This window comes from Roseomonas sp. TAS13, from assembly GCF_001950415.1.
Lineage (GTDB): Bacteria > Pseudomonadota > Alphaproteobacteria > Acetobacterales > Acetobacteraceae > Roseomonas > Roseomonas mucosa.
Window position 1 is genome coordinate 1 of the sequence record NZ_BDLP01000052.1, and the last position, 18,432, is coordinate 18,432.

The 18,432-nt window shown below is 71.3% G+C and carries 18 protein-coding genes; 4 read left to right on the forward strand and 14 right to left on the reverse strand.

What is annotated here, in order from left to right; translation table 11 throughout:
- Positions 1-99: 99 nt before the first annotated feature.
- From ROTAS13_RS06805 to ROTAS13_RS06815, 3 genes are all read right to left on the reverse strand, one after another.
- On the reverse strand, positions 100-312 hold the full coding sequence (locus ROTAS13_RS06805) for a hypothetical protein (protein WP_019460250.1): 213 nt from the start codon (positions 310-312) through the stop codon (positions 100-102).
- A gap of 135 nt (positions 313-447) precedes the next feature.
- A complete protein-coding gene (locus ROTAS13_RS06810) occupies positions 448-2,010 on the reverse strand; it encodes a D-aminopeptidase (RefSeq protein WP_075821896.1) in 1,563 nt (520 codons plus the stop codon).
- Between the two features lie 310 nt (positions 2,011-2,320).
- A complete protein-coding gene (locus tag ROTAS13_RS06815; protein WP_075821908.1) occupies positions 2,321-3,172 on the reverse strand; it encodes a uroporphyrinogen-III synthase in 852 nt (283 codons plus the stop codon).
- A gap of 118 nt (positions 3,173-3,290) precedes the next feature.
- On the opposite strand from ROTAS13_RS06815, the gene ROTAS13_RS06820 reads away from it, so the two are divergent.
- A complete protein-coding gene (locus ROTAS13_RS06820) occupies positions 3,291-3,569 on the forward strand; it encodes a DUF3072 domain-containing protein (RefSeq protein WP_075821897.1) in 279 nt (92 codons plus the stop codon).
- A gap of 91 nt (positions 3,570-3,660) precedes the next feature.
- Here ROTAS13_RS06820 and ROTAS13_RS06825 read toward each other — a convergent pair whose 3' ends face one another.
- Positions 3,661-4,212 (reverse strand): nucleoside 2-deoxyribosyltransferase, encoded by a 552-nt coding sequence (locus tag ROTAS13_RS06825; RefSeq protein ID WP_075821898.1) that lies wholly within the window; start codon positions 4,210-4,212, stop codon positions 3,661-3,663.
- Positions 4,213-4,411: 199 nt separating this feature from the next.
- Here ROTAS13_RS06825 and ROTAS13_RS06830 point away from each other — a divergent pair, with 199 nt between their 5' ends.
- Entirely contained in the window at positions 4,412-5,002 is a 591-nt protein-coding gene (locus ROTAS13_RS06830) for a hypothetical protein (protein WP_075821899.1), read from the forward strand.
- Between the two features lie 102 nt (positions 5,003-5,104).
- Here ROTAS13_RS06830 and ROTAS13_RS06835 read toward each other — a convergent pair whose 3' ends face one another.
- A complete protein-coding gene (locus tag ROTAS13_RS06835; RefSeq protein WP_226946017.1) occupies positions 5,105-5,752 on the reverse strand; it encodes a glutathione S-transferase in 648 nt (215 codons plus the stop codon).
- 266 nt (positions 5,753-6,018) lie between these two features.
- Between ROTAS13_RS06835 and ROTAS13_RS06840 the strand changes: the two genes are divergently transcribed.
- The gene (locus ROTAS13_RS06840; RefSeq protein WP_075821901.1) at positions 6,019-7,248 is read left to right on the forward strand and encodes a polyhydroxyalkanoate depolymerase; all 1,230 of its coding nucleotides are present in this window, start codon (positions 6,019-6,021) and stop codon (positions 7,246-7,248) included.
- A gap of 52 nt (positions 7,249-7,300) precedes the next feature.
- Here ROTAS13_RS06840 and ROTAS13_RS06845 read toward each other — a convergent pair whose 3' ends face one another.
- On the reverse strand, positions 7,301-8,779 hold the full coding sequence (locus tag ROTAS13_RS06845; RefSeq protein WP_075821903.1) for a M81 family metallopeptidase: 1,479 nt from the start codon (positions 8,777-8,779) through the stop codon (positions 7,301-7,303).
- 306 nt (positions 8,780-9,085) lie between these two features.
- Here ROTAS13_RS06845 and ROTAS13_RS06850 point away from each other — a divergent pair, with 306 nt between their 5' ends.
- Positions 9,086-9,574 (forward strand): nucleotidyltransferase family protein, encoded by a 489-nt coding sequence (locus tag ROTAS13_RS06850; protein WP_252572162.1) that lies wholly within the window; start codon positions 9,086-9,088, stop codon positions 9,572-9,574.
- On the opposite strand, the gene cdd is transcribed toward ROTAS13_RS06850, so the two are convergent.
- The 8 genes from cdd to ROTAS13_RS06890 form a co-directional block, all read right to left on the reverse strand.
- The gene (gene cdd, locus ROTAS13_RS06855; RefSeq protein ID WP_019460240.1) at positions 9,564-9,971 is read right to left on the reverse strand and encodes a cytidine deaminase; all 408 of its coding nucleotides are present in this window, start codon (positions 9,969-9,971) and stop codon (positions 9,564-9,566) included. The two genes, ROTAS13_RS06850 and cdd, sit on opposite strands and share 11 nt — an antisense overlap.
- 2 nt (positions 9,972-9,973) lie before the next feature.
- A complete protein-coding gene (locus ROTAS13_RS06860) occupies positions 9,974-10,939 on the reverse strand; it encodes an ABC transporter permease (protein WP_171979048.1) in 966 nt (321 codons plus the stop codon).
- Positions 10,940-10,952: 13 nt separating this feature from the next.
- Positions 10,953-12,056: an ABC transporter permease gene (locus ROTAS13_RS06865; RefSeq protein WP_075821906.1), complete on the reverse strand. Its 1,104-nt coding sequence runs from the start codon at positions 12,054-12,056 to the stop codon at positions 10,953-10,955.
- A complete protein-coding gene (locus tag ROTAS13_RS06870) occupies positions 12,053-13,588 on the reverse strand; it encodes an ABC transporter ATP-binding protein (protein ID WP_019460237.1) in 1,536 nt (511 codons plus the stop codon). The genes ROTAS13_RS06865 and ROTAS13_RS06870 overlap by 4 nt, the downstream gene beginning before the upstream one ends.
- A 95-nt stretch (positions 13,589-13,683) precedes the next feature.
- Positions 13,684-14,688, reverse strand: a complete 1,005-nt coding sequence (locus ROTAS13_RS06875) for a BMP family protein (RefSeq protein ID WP_019460236.1) — start codon at positions 14,686-14,688, stop codon at positions 13,684-13,686.
- Positions 14,689-14,822: 134 nt separating this feature from the next.
- Entirely contained in the window at positions 14,823-16,817 is a 1,995-nt protein-coding gene (locus ROTAS13_RS06880; protein WP_075821907.1) for a bifunctional 2',3'-cyclic-nucleotide 2'-phosphodiesterase/3'-nucleotidase, read from the reverse strand.
- A 114-nt stretch (positions 16,818-16,931) separates the two neighbouring features.
- Entirely contained in the window at positions 16,932-17,762 is an 831-nt protein-coding gene (locus tag ROTAS13_RS06885; RefSeq protein ID WP_019460234.1) for a nucleotidyltransferase family protein, read from the reverse strand.
- Positions 17,763-17,775: 13 nt separating this feature from the next.
- Positions 17,776-18,432, reverse strand: a 657-nt coding sequence (locus ROTAS13_RS06890; protein ID WP_171979049.1) for a phosphotransferase, incomplete at its 5' end; no start/stop codon positions are given.

An 18,432-nucleotide genomic window follows, 5' to 3' on the forward strand; every position in this document is an offset into this window, starting at 1 on the left:
CGCCTTACGGTGGAGCTGTGCGTAGATGTGATCAAGAGACAGGGGCCGGCGCGGAACAGCACAGGGCCGCCGCGACGGCGCAGGGGTAAGGGCGGGCCGTCAGCCGGTGCCACCGTCATCCGTCTTGTCGCTGCGGGCCTGCTCCCGCAGCTGTTCCAGCGTCAGCCCGGCCGGGGTGGAGCCGGCCAGTGTCCCGTCGCCGGCATCCTCATGGGCCTTGTCGGTCGGCGCTCCCTCGGGCGTGTGGCTGGAATCCTCAGCCTTGGTCGGGTCCTCGGCACCGCTACCCCCTGGCTTGCGTGCATCGCTCATCGGGCTTCTCCGGATACCGGGGCGACATGCCCCGCATTCGGGAGCAACGTTTGGGAGCCGCCCTCGTATGCCTCCGCCCACCGATCCGGCCCTCGTGGCGCGCGATCCGCCTTCCATCCGCCGGCCAGGCCAAGCCTATCCCGCCGCGATCCGCCGGAACGGCAGGCCGCGCGCCAGCCAGCAGCCGACGCGGATCTCCGCGACCTCGCCAGCGGCATCGCGCAGGGCACGCAGGGTCCAGTCGCCGGGCGGGGCGAAGTCCAGCGCGCGGGGACAGGGCAGCAACAGCATGTCCTGGGCGAAGGGCAGCAGCGGCTGCATCATCCCCTCCCCCAGCCGTCCGGAAAAGGCGCCGTAGAGCGCCCCGCCCGACGCGGCGATGGTCAGCTCCGCCGCCAGTTCCTCGCAGCGGAAGCGCCCCTCGAAGCCGGAGCCTGGCTCGCCACCGCGCGGCTCCAGCCGGGTCCGGAGATTATCGCCGGCACGCTCCAGGATGACGGCATCGCCCTCGCGGAACAGGCGGCTCGCGGCACTGGCGGCACCGCCTTCCACGCAGGCCGAAAGGATCTCCGCCCCGCCCGAGAAGCCCAGCCGCAGGCGCCCGTCCGGCATCGCCTCCACCCGCGTCGCCAGCCCCGTCTCGGGCTCCAGGTAGCAGCCGGCCAGGGTTGCATCGACGGGCGCTGCCGCCGGATCGGCGGGCAGGTCCAGCAGCGCGCCGAAGAGCTCGGCGGCGGCAGCGCGGGGATCGGCCATGTGGTTGAACAGCACCACGACGGAAACCCGTTCCGCCGCCGCATGGGCGCGGAAGCTCCGCCAGCCGCGCAGCCCGCCGCCGTGGGCGGTGACCTGGCGCCCCAGCAGCGCGCCACGCCCCAGGCCGAAACCATAGGCGGCGGTCCTGCCGTCGCGGAAGGCGACCGGCGCGGAAAGCCGGTTGTAGAGCCCGTCCGCCTCGTCCCGGGTCGCGTCGATGAAGCGCTCCCAGCCGATCATGTCCTCCAGCGAGGCGGCGAGGCCGGCATCGCCCGTCCAGTGGATATGGTTCTCCGCCACGCGGAAGCCGCCCGCCAGGGAGCCCTCATAGCCGACCGTGCCGTCCCGCACCGCCGAGGTATCCGGGTTCAGCCCGGCCCGTGGCATGCCTGCGCGGTCGAGGATGCGTTCGCGCAGCAGCGCGGCGAAACCCCGCCCCGTGCGGCGCTCGATGATCTCGGACAGGAGGCGGAAGTTCTGGTTGACGTAGGAGAAGCGCGTGCCCGGCCTGAAATGCAGGCTCCGCGTCCGCCCGATCAGCCAGCGCGCCTCCTCCGGGCCGAAATGCCCCTCCACCGGCGCGCCGCAGAGCATCGCCTGGGCCCAGTAGTCCCGCAGCCCCGACTGGTTGTGGCAGAGATCGAGGATGCCGGGCGCTTCCCCCGCCAGATCCGGCATCAGCCGACGGATCTCCTCGTCCAGCACCGAAGGGTCGGGAAAGAGGTCGAGCAGCAGGGCGCAGGTGAACTGCTTGGTGATGGAACAGACCAGAAAGGGTGTCCGCTCCGTGAAGGGCAGGCGCTTTTCGGCATCCGCCCAGCCCCAGCAGCGGCTCGCCACCACCCGTCCGTCCCGCAGCACCGCCACCGCGCCCCCAGGACCGGCATAGCGGTCGGGCAGGCTGCCGAGGACTCGGTCGAGGCGGTGCGCGGTCTGGCTCATGCACGGCATTGAAGCCCCTCCCATCCGCTCCGCAAATCCCCTGGGCGACGGTCCTGGCCACCTCCACGCGCGACACCGGCCGGTGGGTGCCAGGGCTTCGGGCATTGCGCTTGGGTGGCTGCCCGCCGGAAAGCCATGCTCTCCGGCGCGATCCGGCATCAGCGAGCACCAGCGAACGGGAGGTCCAGGACCCTCAGGGTCCTGGCGGATAGGGGGTCCGGGGGAAAGGCGGAGCCTTGCCCCCGGGGACAGCGCAACGCCGGAACGGGAGGCACCGGCCGCGGTGCCCAGGGGCAGCCGTCCCTCCGGATCAGCCGATCGCCGCGACGATCTCGCCCACCATCGGCTTGAGGTGGAAGTTCTCGCCCGGCTGCATGGCGACATGGCCGCCAGCCTCTTCCACCGCCCGCGCCACCAGCGGGCCCACGGCGGCGATGCGGGTGCGGGCCAGGGCCTCGGCCAGCAGCGCTTCCTCGCCGCTGGCCTTCGCCACCTCGCGCAGGCGCCGCACCTGGGGGGAGGAGGTGAAGGCGATCAGGTCCACCGCCCCCGCCGCCATCTCGCGGATCACCGCCAGGACACGCCCGTCATCCTCCTTCGAGGCATAGGCATAGGGCACGACCGGATCGGGCCGGGCGCCGCGGTCACGCAGGAAGCCCAGCAGCGCCTCGTTGGGATTGTCGGGATAGAGCTGCACCGCCATGCGCCGCCCCTCCAGCGGCAGAGGCTCCAGCGCGGCGATCACCCCGGCCGTGGTGGGCGTGGCCGCGGAGATGTCGGGCCCCAGGCCCAGGCTTCGCAGACGGGCCGTCGGCTTCGGCCCGCGCACGATGCGGCGCACCCCGGGCAGCGCGGCACGGAAGCCCTCCGTCAGCCCGGACCGTTCCGCCACGCCCAGCAGGCGCGACAGTCCCTCTCCGGTCAGCAGGATCAGGTCGTCCGGCGGCGTGTCGATGAAGCGCCGCAGCCAGGCCTCGGCAGGCGCCGTGTCCTCCAGGTCGAGGATGGCGACCAGCGGGCAGCGCAGCACCGAGGCGCCCTGGCGCTCCAGCATCCGGGACATGGTCTCCAGCTCGCGCGTTTCGGGCACCGCGACGCGGCGGCCGGCCAGTGGCCCGGCCACGCCCTGGTTCCCCGCCTCGCCGTCCACAGGGCTGTTCATGGGCTCTTCCTTCATTCCTCGTCGGGTGTTCCGCATCGGGGTGGTGCCCTGGTGAGGCGGCGAAACCCGGACCGGACACGAACGTTTGGAGAACAATCAACACGAGGATGCCAGATCCATGGCTCAGAAGCACGGTCCACACGCCGGAGCCGCCCAAAATGCGGCCCAGGAAACGGCGGAGAATCCCAAGACGGATCCCGATCCCGGCTCCAACACGGTAAAGGATCCGGACAACTGGACCACCGGCGACGAGGCGATGACCGGCGCCCAGGCGAGCTATCTCAAGACGCTGAGCGAGGAGGCCGGCGAGGAGTTCGACCCGAAGCTCAGCAAGGCGGACGCCTCGAAGCGGATCGATGCCTTGCAGGCCAAGACCGGACGCGGCCGCGACCATTAGGGCGGATCGCCGCGGGGCGGCATGGAGCGGGGGAAGCTGGCCCACGCCCCGTCCTCGCCCCGGGGGGACCACAGCGCCCCAGGCGCCCAGACTAGCCTCGCCGCAGGCCCAGCTTCTCCGACGCCTGCGCCACGCAGAGTTCGAACACGTCCAGCGCATCGAAGGCCCGGTCCCGTCCATCCGGCGGCAGCACCATCGGCAGCCCACCGCCATCCAGCACCGCGCCAGGGATCATCAGGTTGTCGGGCGCCCCGAAGCCCTCGATGGTGATGCCCTCCAGCGGGTCCGGCAGCGCCGCGACCTGTGTGCGGCTGCGCGTCTCGAACAGGCTGGCGCTGTTCGAATAGCCGAAGATCGGTTTGCCGCGCCCCAGGAACCAGCCGATCTCCACCAGCGTGCCCGAATCGGCGGAAGGACCGCGGAAGGGCGTGAGGTTCGCGATCACGATGTCGCATTCCTCCATCATCGCCACATCCTTGCGATAGATGCCGAGCCAGGTTGTCTCGGCCGCCAGCCCTTCCGCATCCTCGTTCAGCGGCGGGCGCCCGGCGATGCCATAGCGGGCGCAGATCTCGGTCTTGCGGCGCGCATGCTCACGCGCCTTCGGCAGGAACACGTCCGGCCCGGCCAGATAGGCCCTCATCCCGCATTCTCCCTCGGCTGTCCCGCCCTTCTGTCGCGCGGGCGCCGCCCGGCGTCCAGGGGATCGGTCCTCCCTCGGTGCAGGCCGCCGCCTTCCCCCTCTGGGTGCCGCCCCGACGGAAGGGCACTCCGCCCCGTCCCGGACCCGGTGGCCGCGAGCCGCCTTGCCGCGAGCCCTGCACCGGTGCCATTGATCCTGGATGGCCCCCCGCACCCGCGTCTTCCCGGCATCCGCACCGCTTGGCCTGGCCCTGCTGCTGGCCGCCTGCGCCACGCCGCAGCCGCCGATCGTGCCGGGCCAGCCCTTGCCGCCGCAGGAGCCGGTCTCGGTGCAGGTCACGGACGAGCCGGGCCAGCCCTTCCTGGTCTACAGCGTCACTCCCAGGATCGAGGAATACCCGGACGGCCCACCCCTGCCCCGCGTCCTGACCGCGCTGGGCGCCGGGCGGGCGAGGCAGGACGCACGGGAAAGGGTCTTCCGCGCCACGGTGGAGGTGACCTATGCCGGCCCGGGGCGACAGCGCTTCGACAGCATCAGCATCGCCAACCATCCCCCCGCCCCGATCCGGGAGATCGACCACACGCTGCGCTGCGGCCAGGGCCCCTCGGGGCGGAGCTGCCTCTACACGGAAACCGTGGCCAGCTTCATCCCGGAGGTGGACCTGCGGGCGGCCGCGGCGGTGAACCAGCCGCTGCGCTTCCGGCTCAATGGCCCGCGGCCGGTCGTGGTCTCGCTGCCGCCCGACCGGGTCCGCGCCCTGCTCGCCAGGATGGGTGCCGCCGGGACCTGATACGGGTGCCGGCCTTCCCGGGCCGCATCGCGCTTCGTGGCGGGCCGCCGGGGACAGGGCGGTGCCAGACGGGACATACGCCCCGCCTTGGCCCCGGTTGGTTCAGAACTCGGCTTCCAGGTCCAGCTCCGTGACATGCTCGGGCTCGGCCTTCGCGGCGGCGACCCACTCGGCCATGTCCGGCCAGGACATGATGGTGTCGGCATAGCGAGCCGCGGCGCCGTCCAGGCGGACGCCATAGGTCAGGAAGCGTGTCACCACCGGCGCGTACATGGCATCGGCGATTCCGGGCCGAGCGCCGAAGAGCCAGGGCCCGCCCCATTTTTCCAGGCACTCGTTCCAGATCGTCAGGATTCGATCGATATCGGCCTTCGGCCCCGACCACAGTGTGAAGTCCGGCACATGCGCCCGCAGGTTCATCGGCAGCGAGGAGCGCAGCGCCGAGAAGCCGGAATGCATCTCCCCCGAGATCGAGCGGCTGCGTGCCCGCGCCGCCCGGTTCTCCGGCAGCAGACCAGCCTTGGGGAAGGTCTCGTTCAGGTATTCGGCGATGGCCAGCGTGTCCCAGACCGTGACCTCGCCATGGATCAGGCAGGGCAGCAGGATGGAGGAGGAGCGCATCAGCAGTTCCGCCCGGGCCACAGGATCGTCCGCCGCCGCAACGGAAACCTCGACCTCCAGCCCCGCCAGGCGGCAGAGTAGCCAGCCGCGCAGCGACCAGGAGGAATAGTTGCGACTGCTGATCAGCAATCTGGCATCCGCCATGGCACCCGGCCTCCGGTCCTGAATCCGACACCACACAGCTTAGGCACTTCGGCACCGCCAGGGAATCGCGCGCTTCCCAGGGCCGACAGCACCGGCCGCAACCGGCCCCGCCCCGCGTTCCGTTCCGCCGGGATGCGTTTCGCCTGGGCGTTCCGGTGCGGCTGCTATATGCTGCGTCGCAGCAAACCCTTCCGGCGGGTGCAGCCTGCCCCGGCCCGGCCCATGGTCCAGCGCGGAGACCGATCGGACCCATGAACTACGCGCTCTACCAGTTCGGGACCGATCTCCTTGCCCCTTGGCAGGGCCTCGCCCATGGGCTGGCGCCGCTGCTGCGCCCGCTGCATCCGCTGCAGCCGGGGGCACCCCTGCTTCGCCGCGCCTCGGCGGCGCTGGAGGTCCTGTCCGAGCTCCGCGTCACCCACAAGCGCCCGGCCTTCCACCTCGCTCCCGTCCGGGCCGGCAATGCCCTGGTGGCGATCGAAGAGGAGGAGGTCTTCGCCACCCCCTTCGGCCGGCTGCTGCATCTCCGCAAGGACAGCGACCTGCCGCAGCCGCGCGTGCTGGTGGTGGCGCCGATGTCTGGGCATTTCGCCACCCTGCTGCGCGGCACGGTGCAGGTGTTGCTGCAGGACCACGACGTCTACATCACCGACTGGGCCAATGCCCGCGACGTGCCGCTGGAAGCCGGGCGCTTCGACCTCGACGATTGCATCGAACATATCATCCGCTTCCTGGAGGAGATGGGCGGCGAGGAGCGTGCGCCCACCCATGTCCTGGCCGTCTGCCAGCCGGCGGTGCCGGTGCTGGCCGCCGTCGCGGTCATGGCGCAGGCCCGCAACCGGCACCAGCCGCGCTCCATGACGCTGATGGCCGGGCCGATCGACACGCGGCGGAATCCCACCGGGGTCAACCGCCTCGCCCAGTCCAGGCCGATCGAGTGGTTCGAGCGCAGCCTGATCGACACCGTGCCCTGGCGCTTCGCCGGGCATGGGCGGCGCGTCTATCCCGGCACGACCCAGCTCAGCGCCTTCATGTCGATGAACCTGCACCGGCACGCCCGCGCCTTCGCCACGCAGTACGAGAACATCGCCGCCGGGGCGCTGGCCGCGACCGAGGCGCACAGGCGCTTCTACGAGGAGTATTTCGCGGTGATGGACCTCACCGCCGAATTCTACCTGCAGACCGTCCGTTCCGCCTTCCAGGAGAACGAGCTGCCGCGCGGCACCATGCAGTGGCGCGGCAGGAAGGTGCGGCCGGAGGCGATCCGCCGCACCGCCCTGTTGACCGTGGAAGGCGAGAACGACGACATCTGCGGCATCGGCCAGACCATGGCGGCGCTGGACCTGTGCAGCGGCATCCCCGTGACGATGAAGCGCCACCACCTGCAGACCGGCGTCGGCCATTACGGCGTCTTCAACGGCCGCCGCTGGGCGAACGAGATCTATCCGGTGGTGCGCGAGATGATCCAGACGACGAACTGACGCCGGGCACCGCCCGCGCCACGGCGATGCGGGCCGGGAGGAGGTGCGAGGTTCACAGGAGCAGCCGCCCCTCCACCTCCGTATCCAACGGCCGGATCGGGCGGGCCACCCTCGACCAGGGATAGCGGCGGTAATCCGTGGCCAGGAGCCCGTCGCCGGTCGCGTAGAGCACCGTGGCTGAGATCGGCGCGAAGGACGCATGGAAATGCTGGTTGGACTTCACCACCAGCAGCCGCTCGCCGAGCGGGTCGATTCCCATGTTCGAGAAAAGGTCATGGCCCATCGCCTGGCGGCGCCGGGACGTCAGCACGGCACCAACCCCTGTCGCGGTGCGTATCCCGACGGCATCCCCGAGATCGACCGGCCCGCCGGCAAAGCTCTGATATGCCTCGGGAACGCAGGACAGGACCTCCACCTCCGCATCCAGCGGCTGCCCCGAGGCCCAGCAGGCCTTGCCTCCGATCCGCAGGCGCATCCTCGCGCCGGGCCCGGCGTCGAAGGCCAGGCGGACCGCAAGCGGATCCCAGATCGGTCCGACCGAGGCACCAGCGATGCCACCCTCGGTCAGCAGGCGCAGGAATGTGGTGTTGTCCGACGGAGCACCGCCGCCGGCATTGTCCGAGGTATCGGCAATGGTCACGGGCGCTTCCGCCGTCGCGGCAAGCCGCAGCCCCTCGGCGACCGCTTCCGCCGGCTCCAGGAAGCGCTTCGCGGGGTGGGCATGAATCGCGGCCATGGCCTCGCCGAACTCGCGGGCCAGGCGGTCGCCCACAGGCTTGGCATCATCCGTGACGACCAGCACCCGCGCGCCGCTCTCCGGCACGTCGCCCGAAGGGAAGCCATGGCCCAGCGAAATGGAAAGCACGCCCGCCCGGCCTTCCAGCGCCATCGCGCGGTCGACCAGCCCGCGCATCGGCTGTTCGGTGGTGGGAAAGGAGGCGATCAGCCGGCAGTCCCAGAGCGACATCACCGGGCGGATCTGCCCGCGCAGGGTCGCCAGGACCAGGTCGAGCAGTTCCTCGCCACGCTCGACGAAATCGGTGTGCGGGTACTCCTTGTACAGGACGATGATGTCCGCGATCTCGCAGCGCCGGACGGTGAGGTGGCAATGCGGGTCGAGCTCGACGCCGATCACCGCCTCCGGACCGACCATGCGGCGGACATGCTCCAGCAGGTCGGCTTCGCAGTCGTCATAGTTCTGCGCCACCATCGCGCCGTGCAGGCCGAGCACCACGGCATCGACGGGCAGCGCTGCACGAAGCTGCGCCAGGATCTCCTCACGCATCCGCTCATAGGCGCTGCGGCCGGCCATCCCGCCTGGCATGGCCCAGAAGCAGGAACCAGGGATGAATTCGTACCCGTCGGCCGCCGCACGGCGACGGGTCACCCAGAAGGCGGCCGTCTGCATGGTCGGCTCAGCCGGATGCTCGCCAGGCTGCCAGGCCTGCTGGTCCAGGAAGTTCCGGTAGCTCGTCGGCATCGGCGAGAAGGTGTTGGTTTCCAGGGCCAGACAAGCGGAGAAGATGCGCATGGCGAATCCTCGGGCGGAGATACACGGCGCGGCATGATCCCCGGCCATCGCCCGGATATACCATAGTGCAGGGACGCCATTTCCGTCCGTCGCGGCCCTCTTCCGCCAGATCGGCCGCCAGTCCTGTCCCCGGGGAGAGACTCGCCTCATGCTGGACCGGTATCGCCCCGGTTTTTCTCCGCTCCCTCTGCGGACGCTTCCGCCGGATCCTTCCTGGCCCGAATCTCGACCAACCCGGTCAACGCCGCGCTGCTGGAGCGCCTGCCGGCGCTGGGCCTGCCACAGGGCTTCCTGACGGCGGGCTGCCTGTTCCAGGCCGTCTGGAACCATCGCTCCGGCCAGCCCGCCGGCCAGGGCGTCAAGGACTACGACGTCTTCTACTTCGACGACCGGGACCTGTCCTGGGAGGCCGAGGACACCGTGATCCGGCGCGTCGCGGAAGCCACGCGCGACCTGCGCGACGGGATGGGCGCGGTGATCGAGGTGAAGAACCAGGCCCGCGTGCATCTCTGGTACGAGCAGCGCTTCGGCTCGCCCTATCCCCGCCTGACCTCGGCCCGCGACGGGATCGGCCGCTACCTCGTCGCCTGCACCTGCATCGGCATCGAGGCCGCCACGGGCGCGGTCCACGCCCCCGACGGCTTCGGCGACCTGGAGGCCGGCATCCTGCGCATGAACCCGCTGAGCGGGAACCGGCACGACCTGTTCCGGCGCAAGGCGGAATCCTACCGCGCCCGCTGGCCCTGGCTGAGCATCGCCGAGCCGGGCCCAAAGGGAGGCCCGCTCACCCCATGAAGCTCCCGGGCCCGAAACTGTCCGGCAGCAACTCGCCTAGGCGCCGCAGCAGCACGGTCTTCCCCGCCGCATCCACCATCCGCACGGTGGTCTCCGCCGTGCCGAATTCCCGCAGCTTCTGCCGGCAGCCGCCGCAGGGGGTGCAGGGCTCCTTCGCCTCGGCGGCCACCACCACCTCGGCGATGCGCCGGCTGCCATCGCCCATCACCATGGCGGCGATCGCCCCGGCCTCAGCGCAGGTGCCCTCGGGGAAGGCGGCGTTCTCGACATTGCAGCCGGCGAAGACGGCGCCGTCCTCCGTCCGCAGCGCGGCGCCGACCTGGAAGCGGGAATAGGGCGCATAGGCCCGCCCCCGCGCCGCCAGCGCCGCCGATACCAGATCATCGGGACCGGACATGCTCAGCGTTCCTTCACATAGGGCGTCCCGCTCGCCTTCGGGGGCACGGAACGCCCGACGAAGCCGGCCAGCAGGATCACCGTCAGCAGATAGGGAAGCGCCTGCACCGCCTGCACCGGGAAACTGCCGATCAGCGGCACCGGCACGCCCTGGAGGCGGATCGCCACCGCATCCAGCAGACCGAAGCCCAGGCAGGTGAGCAGGATCGGCCACGGCCGCCACTTGCCCAGGATCAGCGCCGCGAGCGCGATGAAGCCCCGCCCCGCCACCATGTCGCGCACGAAGCCCGCCCCCTGCGCGGTGGCGATCGTCGCCCCGGCGATGCCGCAGAGCAGCGCCGCGATGACCACCCCGGCATAGCGCAGCCCGGACACCGAGATCCCCGCCGTGTCCACCGCCGCCGGGTTCTCCCCCGCCGCGCGCAGCCGCAGCCCGAAGCGCGTCCGCCCCAGCACCCAGGCGGAAAGCGGCACCAGCAGCAGGGCGAGATAGGTCGGCAGGGTCTGCCCGCTGACCACCACGGCATAGAATCGCCCCAGCACCGGCACATCCGCCAGCGCCGCCGCCCCCGGCAGGGCGATGCCCAGGAAGCGTCCCGAGGCCGGCAGCGGCGGCGTCTGCCCGCCCTGCCGGAACCATGCCAGCGCCAGCACCGCCGTCAGCCCCGAGGCCAGGATGTTGATCGCCATGCCGGAGACCACCTGGTTGCCGCGCAGGGTGATGCAGGCCCAGCCATGCACCAGCCCCAGCGCCAGCGAGGCCGCCATGGCCACCAGCAGGCCCAGCAGCACGTCGCCCGTCACCGCCGCCGTGGCGGCGGCGGCGAAGGCGCCGACCAGCATCTTGCCCTCCAGCCCGACATCCACGATGCCCGAGCGTTCGGTGAACAGCCCCGCCAGCGCGGCCAGGATCAGCGGCGCCGCGGTGCGCAGCGTCGCCGCCAGCATGGGGAGGACCAGCTCCTCCATCAGAGCTCCCCCATCAGGCGCGCTCCGCCGGAAGGGCCGCGCGCGGCGCCAGCAGACGCGCCAGGGCCGGGCGGAACAGGTTGCCCAGCGCCCCGGTGAAGAGGATCACGAGGCCCTGGATCATGATCACCATCTGCGCCGGCACCTCCGGCATCTCGAAGGCCAGTTCCGCCCCGCCCTGGGTCAGCGCGCCGAAGAGCAGCGCCGCCAGCACCACGCCGAAGGGATGGTTGCGTCCCATCAGCGCCACCGCGATGCCGGTGAAGCCGTAGCCGCCGGTGAAGCCGATCAGCAGCTTGTGCTGCGCCCCCAGCAGCTCGTTCACCGCGACGCCCGAGGCCAGCGCGCCGGACAGCGCCATGACCAGCACGATCTGCCGCCGGGCATCGATGCCCGCATAGGCGGCCACGGCGGGGCTGACGCCCGAGACCCGCACGCCGTAGCCCCAGGGGGTGCGCCAGACCAGCAGCCAGACCGCCAGCGCGCAGAGCGCCGCCAGCGGCAGGGCGAGGTTCACCGGCACGTGGGGCGAGAAGCCGAGGAAGCCCAGCTTGGGAAGCCAGGCCGCCTGGGTGAACTCGCGCGTTTCCGGCGCCATGGAACCAGGCGCGATCAGCACGTCCACGATCAGGTAGACCATCAGCGAGGCGGCCAGGAAGTTGAACATGATGGTGGTGATGACGATGTGGCTGCCGCGATAGGCCTGCAGCCAGCCCGGCACCGCGCCCCAGGCGCCCCCGAAGGCCGCGCCCGCCAGGATCGCCACGGGGACCAGCAGCGGCGCGGGCAGGAATTCCAGGTTCAGCGCCGCCAGCGACACGCCCAGCCCGGCGATATAGGCCTGCCCCTCGCCCCCGATGTTGAACAGCCCGCACTGGAAGGCCAGCGCCACCGCCAGCCCGGCGAAGACCATGTCGGTCGTGTAGTAGAGCGTGTAGCCCAGCGCGTCGAAGGAGCCGAGGCTGCCCAGCACCAGCGCCCGCAGCGCCTCCAGCGGTGGCTGCCCCACCGCCAGGATCACCCCCGCCGTCACCAGCAGCGCCAGGAACAGGTTCACCAGCGGCAGCAGCACCAGATCCGCCCAGCGCGGCAGTTCCGCCGCCGTGCCTCCGCTCATGCCGTTCCTCCGGTCCCCATGCCCCGCGCACCGTCCCCGCGCGCGGCGCCCGCCATCATCAGGCCGAGCACCGCCTCGTCGGCTTCCGCCGCCGGCAGCTCGCCCATCACCCGCCCGCCGCACATCACCAGGATGCGGTCCGACAGGCGCAGGACCTCGTCCAGCTCCACCGAGACCAGCAGCACCGCCTTGCCCGCCGCCCGCGCCGCCAGCAGCCGCGCGTGGATCGCGTCGATGCCGCCGATATCCACCCCGCGCGTCGGCTGCCCGACCAGGATCAGCTCCGGGTCGCGCCCGATCTCGCGCCCCATGATCAGCTTCTGCTGGTTGCCGCCGGAAAAGAGCGCGGAACGCAGCCGCGGCGCCACCGGCCGCACGTCGTGCTCGCGCATCAGCCGCTCCGCATGGGCCTCGATCCGCGCCGGGTCCAGCAGCCCGGCGCGGCGCCAGGCGGGATCGTGCTCATAGCCCAGGATCGCGGAATCCATCGCCGGAAAGCTGCGCACCAGCCCGGTCTTCAGCCGGTCCTCCGGCACATGCGCCACGCGGCGGCGGCGCATCTCCGCCGGGCCGGGCATCGCGCCGGGAAAGATGTCCTTTCCCCGCAGCCGAATGCGCCCCGAGCCCGGCACACGCATCCCGGCCAGCACCTCCAGCAGCTCGCTCTGCCCGTTGCCCGCCACCCCCGCGACGCCGAGGATCTCGCCGCCACGCAGGGCGAAGCTGACATCGGCGAGGCGCTCCACCCCGGCGGCATCGCGCAGGCCCAGCCCCTCGACCTCCAGCAGCAGCGGCCCCGGCCGCGCCGGCGGCTTGGAACGGTCGCGCCGCAGCCGGCGCCCGATCATCAGCTCGCCCAGCTCCTCCACCGAGGTCTCTGCCGTGGTCCGGTGCGCCACCATCTCCCCAGCCCGCATCACCGAGACGCGGTCGGTGACCGCCATGATCTCGCGCAGCTTGTGGGTGATCAGCAGCACCGTCTTGCCCTGGCTCCGCAGCGCACGGAGCACGCGGAACAGGTCGTCCGCCTCCTGCGGCGTCAGCACGCCGGTCGGCTCGTCGAGGATCAGCACCTCGGCGCCACGGTACAGCGCCTTGAGGATCTCCACCCGCTGCTGCGCCCCCACCGGCAGATCGCCGACCAGCGCGTCCGGATCGACCGAGAGCCCGTATTCCGTGGCGAGCCGCCCCAGCTCCGCCCGCGCCCTGGCCCGACCCTTCGCCAGCAGGGCGCCGCCCTCGGCGCCGAGCATGACGTTCTCCAGCACGGTGAAGCTCTCCACCAGCATGAAGTGCTGGTGCACCATCTCGATGCCGAGGGCGATGGCATCGGCGCTGGTGGCGATCCGCACCTCCCGCCCGCCGACCAGGATGTGGCCGGAATCGGCGGTGTAGAAGCCGTTCAGGATCGACATCAGCGTCGATTTCCCGGCCCCGTTCTCGCCGATGATGCCGTGGATCTCGCCGCGGTGGACAGTGAGGTCCACCGCCCGGTTCGCCTGCACCGCGCCAAAGCGCTTGCTGATCGCCACCAGCTCGATGGCGGGCGCCCCAGGAATTCTCCTGGAAATTCCCCCGGAGACTCTCCCGGGCGCGGCCCCGGCCATCGTCCCGGGGCGGTCCCCGCTCAGTTCGGGCACGAATTGTCGGTCATGTAGTCATGGACCTTGATCTTGCCGGCCACGATGTCCTGCCGCGCCTGGTCCACCTTCGCGCGCATCTCGGCGGTGACGATCTTCGCGTTGTTGTCGTCGAAGGCGAGCGAGATGCCGTCATCCTCCAGCCCCAGCACGCGCGTGCCGGGCTTGAAGCGGCCCTCACGCGCCTCCTGAAAGGCCTTCTGCACCGCGACGTCGAGGCGCTTGACCATGCTGGTCAGCACATGGCCCGGATGCAGGTGGTTCTGGTTGGAATCCACGCCGATGCCGTACTTGCCCGCATCCGCGGCGGCCTGCAGCACGCCGAGGCCGGTGGCGCCGGCGGCCTGAAAGATCACGTCCGCGCCGCGCTCGATCTGCGAGCGCGTGAGCTCCGCGCCGCGCACCGGGTCGTTCCAGGCGGTGGGCGTGGAGCCGGTCATGTTCTGGAACACCTCGGCCTTCGGGTTCGCCGCCCGGGCGCCCTGCCCATAGCCGCAGGCGAACTTCCGGATCAGCGGCACGTCCATGCCGCCGACGAAGCCGACCTTGCCGGTGCCCGAGCGCAGCGCCGCCAGCATGCCGGCGAGGTAGGAACCCTGCTCCTCGCGGAAGACGATCGACTGCACGTTCGGCGCCTCGACCACCGTGTCGAGGATCACGAAATGCAGCTTCGGGAACTCGGCCGAGACGGTCTTGAGCGCGCTCGCCTGGTTGAAGCCCACCGCCACGATCGGCGTCTGGCCGCGGCGCGCCAGGTTGCGCAGCGCCTGCTCCCGCTGCGTGTCGTTCTGCGGCTCGAACTCCCGCACCTCGATGCCCGTCTCCTTGGTGAAGGCCTGGGCGCCGTTATGGACGGATTCATTGAACGACTTGTCGAACTTGCCGCCCATGTCGAAGACGATGGCGGGCTTGATCTCCTCGGCCAGCGCCAGCACGGGAAGCGCGGCCATCACAGGAAGGGCGCAGAGCGCGCTCAGCAGCAGGCGTCGCATGGGCAGGGTCCTCGCTCGTTCGGGCGGGTTCATGGGAAACAGGACATGGCCGGGGCGCGAGGGCCGGGCGCCCCCCGTCCCCGCGGTGGCGGCGGGCACCGCGTCCGGGCCGCCGCGTCCAGGCGAAAGGGCGCTCAGCCGAAGGAGACCCGGAACTTCGCGAAGCCGCCCGGTGCATCGCCCAGCGGCTCCGCCTTCAGCCCCGCCGGCAGCGCGACCTTGGCCGCCGCCGGGGAGGTGACGTAGGAGACCACGGCATTCGCCGGCAGCGGCACGATGGACCAGTTGCCGTCGGCTTTCGGGTCCACGCTCTTCTGCTCGACGATATAGCGCACGATCACGTCGCGGTTCAGGTCCGGCGCGTCGAGCACGATGGTCTTGCCGTCCGCCCCGGGGAAGTTTCCGCCGCCCCCGGCGCGATAGTTGTTGGTGGCGACCAGGAACTCGGCCGTCTCGTCCACCGGCTGGCCGTCGAAGCGCAGGTCCCGGATGCGGTGCGCGCCGGGCGCCACCAGCTTCCCGTCGTTGTCGTAGCGTGATTCCTGCGTCACATCGATGCGATAGGTCACGCCGTCGATCACATCGAAGTTGTAGGATGGGAACTTCGCGTTGATCAGCTCCTGCTCGGCCGTCGAGGACGGGTCGATCCGGTTGAAGATGCCCGCCGAACGCTCCAGCCATTCCCGCACCTGCGCGCCGGTGACCTTCACCACGCGCACGGTGTTCGGATAGAGGTAGATATCCGCCATGTCCTTGATGGCGAGCGGCCCCGGCTTCACGTCGGTGTAGTAGTCCGGCCCCGAGCGCCCGCCCGCCTTGAAGGGCGCCGCGGCGGAGAGCAGCGGCAGCTTGTCCAGCCCCGACCCGGCGGCGATACCGCGGATGTACCAGGTCTGCGCGTTGCTCACGATCTGCACCGAGGGATCGTCGGCCACCAGCGCCCAGTAGCTGTTGATCGGCGCCTTGGTCTCGCCCACCGGCTGGCGCACATAGGCGAGTGTCGCCTCGTGCTCCGCCTTCGCCGCCTCCAGCACCACGGGCGCCGCCGTGGTCAGGGCCACGATGCTGCGGTCCGGCTTGCGCTCGTAGATCGGCCGCGCCTCGACCTTGAAGTCCGCCACCTTCCAGACGCCGTTCCGCCCTTCGAGCTCCAGGTCGATCACGCCCAGATGGCTGCCCCAGAAGCCCGCCATCACCGCCGGCACGCCGTGCAGCGTGCCGCGCGCGGCATCCACGCCGTCGATGTTGGCGAAGTCCTTGCCGGGGAAGACGAGGTGCTGGTGTCCGGTGAGGATCGCGTCGATGCCCGGCACCTTCGCCAGGTGCAGCGCCGCGTTCTCGTCGCCCTTCTGGTGGTCGCCGCCGGCGATGCCGGAATGGCACAGCGCCACCAGCAGGTCGCATTGCCGCCGCAGCTCCGGCACGTAGCGCACCGCCGCGTCCACGATGTCGAGCGTGGTCGCCTTGCCGTCGAGGTTGGCCTTGTCCCATTGCGTGATCTGCGGCGGCACGAAGCCGATCACGCCGATCCGCAGCAGGCGCCGCCCCCCCTTCTCGTCCACCATCTCGCGCTCGAAGACGCGGGTGGGGGCGACCAGCGGCGAACCATCGGCCTTGAACACGTTGGCGCAGACGCTGGGAAAGTTCTGCCCCGCCAGCGAGGTGCCCAGATAGTCCAGCCCGTAGTTGAACTCGTGGTTGCCCAGCGTGCCGCAGAGATAGTCCAGCCTGTTCATCGCGGCGATGATCGGATGCACCTGCCCCGGCTTCAGCCCGTGGCTATAGGCCATGTAGTCGCCCATCGGGCTGCCCTGGATCACGTCGCCATTGTCGAAGAGCAGGCTGTTCCTCGCCTCGGCCCGGGCCGCCGCGATCAGCGTCGCCGTCTTGGCCAGGCCCACCGTGTCGTCCGTCCGGTCCCGGTAGTAGTCATAGGGATAGACGTTCACATGCAGGTCGGTGGTTTCCAGCAGGCGCAGCCTGATCCGCGTCGGCTCCGTCACCGTGCCGGTGGTGCCGGCACTGGTCTGAGCCAGGGCCCCGGCCCCGGGAGCGATCGCCGCCGGGGCGGCCACCGTGGCGGCTCCCGCCAGCAGCAGGGAACGGCGGGAGAAGGGAGGAAGGCTCATGGGCACCTTGGGGTCCGTGCGGCGGCGCTAGTCTTCCCCTGCCACCGCGCGGCGATCAATCCCCGTCCCCGCTCACATTGGCCGGGCCACCGCCCGGCCGGCGGACACGTGCCCTCAGAAGAAGCGTACCAGCCCGCGTTGGAGGCGATGTTCGGCCTGTTCCAGGTCTTCGGGGGTGGAGAGATGGAACCACACCCCGTCATGCACCAGGGCGAAGGCGCGCCCCGCCGCGATCGCCTTGTCGTAGAGGCGGTTCATGGACCAGGCCCCTTCCGGCGCGCCATCGAAGAGGCGGGGGTGCAGCACCTGCACCCCGGCATAGGTATAGGGCACCACCTCCCGCTCCTTCGGCCGTCGGATGCGCCCCAGCGGGTCCAGCGCGAAATCGCCGCGCCCGACATCGCCCTCCACCGTGGCGGCGCGCGCGACCAGCAGCAGCACGTCCATGGCCTCCGGATCGAAGGCCGCGAAGAGCCGCCGCAGCGCCGGGACCGGCCCGTTCAGCCAGTAGGAATCCCCGTTCACCGCCACGAAGGGATCGGGCCCCAGCTTCGGCAGGGCGTTGCGGATGCCGCCGCCGGTCTCCAGCAGCTCCGGCTCCACGATCACCTCGCAGGCGGGCCTGTTCCGGGTGGCGCAGGCGGCCTCGACCTGCGGCGCCAGATGGTGCGCGTTCACCACCACGCGCCCGATCCCGGCCGCGTCCAGCTGGTCGAGGATATGGTCCAGCAGGCTTTCCCCCTGCAGCCGCAGCAGCGGCTTCGGCGTGGTCTCCGTCAGCGGCCGCATCCGCGTGCCAAGGCCGGCGGCCAGCACCATCCCGGTGCGCGGGCTGACACCCGGCGCCGGCAGGGTGAGGTTTGGCAGGGGAGGCTCCTGCGGGGCTGCCTTCTGGGGGGCCGGGGCGGCCGGACGGGTTGCGGAGGCGTCGTTCGGTTCGCTCACGCGGCCAATCCCTTCACGAGCCCCTCGGGGGCGGGTTCATCCGCTTCGCCAATGGCACATGCGCATCCAGGAAGGAAGCGAGCGGCCGGGCCGCCGGTTGCGCCAGCGACGCCGCCAGCAGCCGCCAGCAACGCGGCCCATGGGCGAGGTAGCGCGGCTTGCCGTCGCGGCGCGCCAGCCGTACCCAGAGCGCGGCGACGCGCAGGTGCCGCACCGCGCCATGGGCGGCCATGGCAGCCTCCAGGTCCGGCACGTCCCGCACCCGGCGATAGGCGGCGATGGCGGCCACGCGGGCCTCCGGCGCCACGTCGCGCCGGGCGTCCTCCACCAGGCTCAGCAGGTCATAGGCCGGGTGGCCCAGCGCCGCGTCCTGGAAATCCAGGATGCCCACGGCGCGCACGCCCTCCCGCCCCGGCACCGTGGTCAGGTTCGCCGGAAAATAGTCGCGGTGCACGATGCCGCGCGTGCCGGCGAAAGGATCGATCGTGTCGCAAACGGCGCGCCGGAACCCCTCGCGCTGCGCCTCGGAGGGCGCCTCGCCCAGCGCCGCGGGCCACCACCAGTCCAGGAAGGTGCCCGCCGCCGCCCGGGCCATCGCCGCGCCGTCCCAGGCCGGCAGGCCCGGCGGCGGCGGCACCGCATGCAGCGCGGCCAGCGCCTCGCCTGCCGC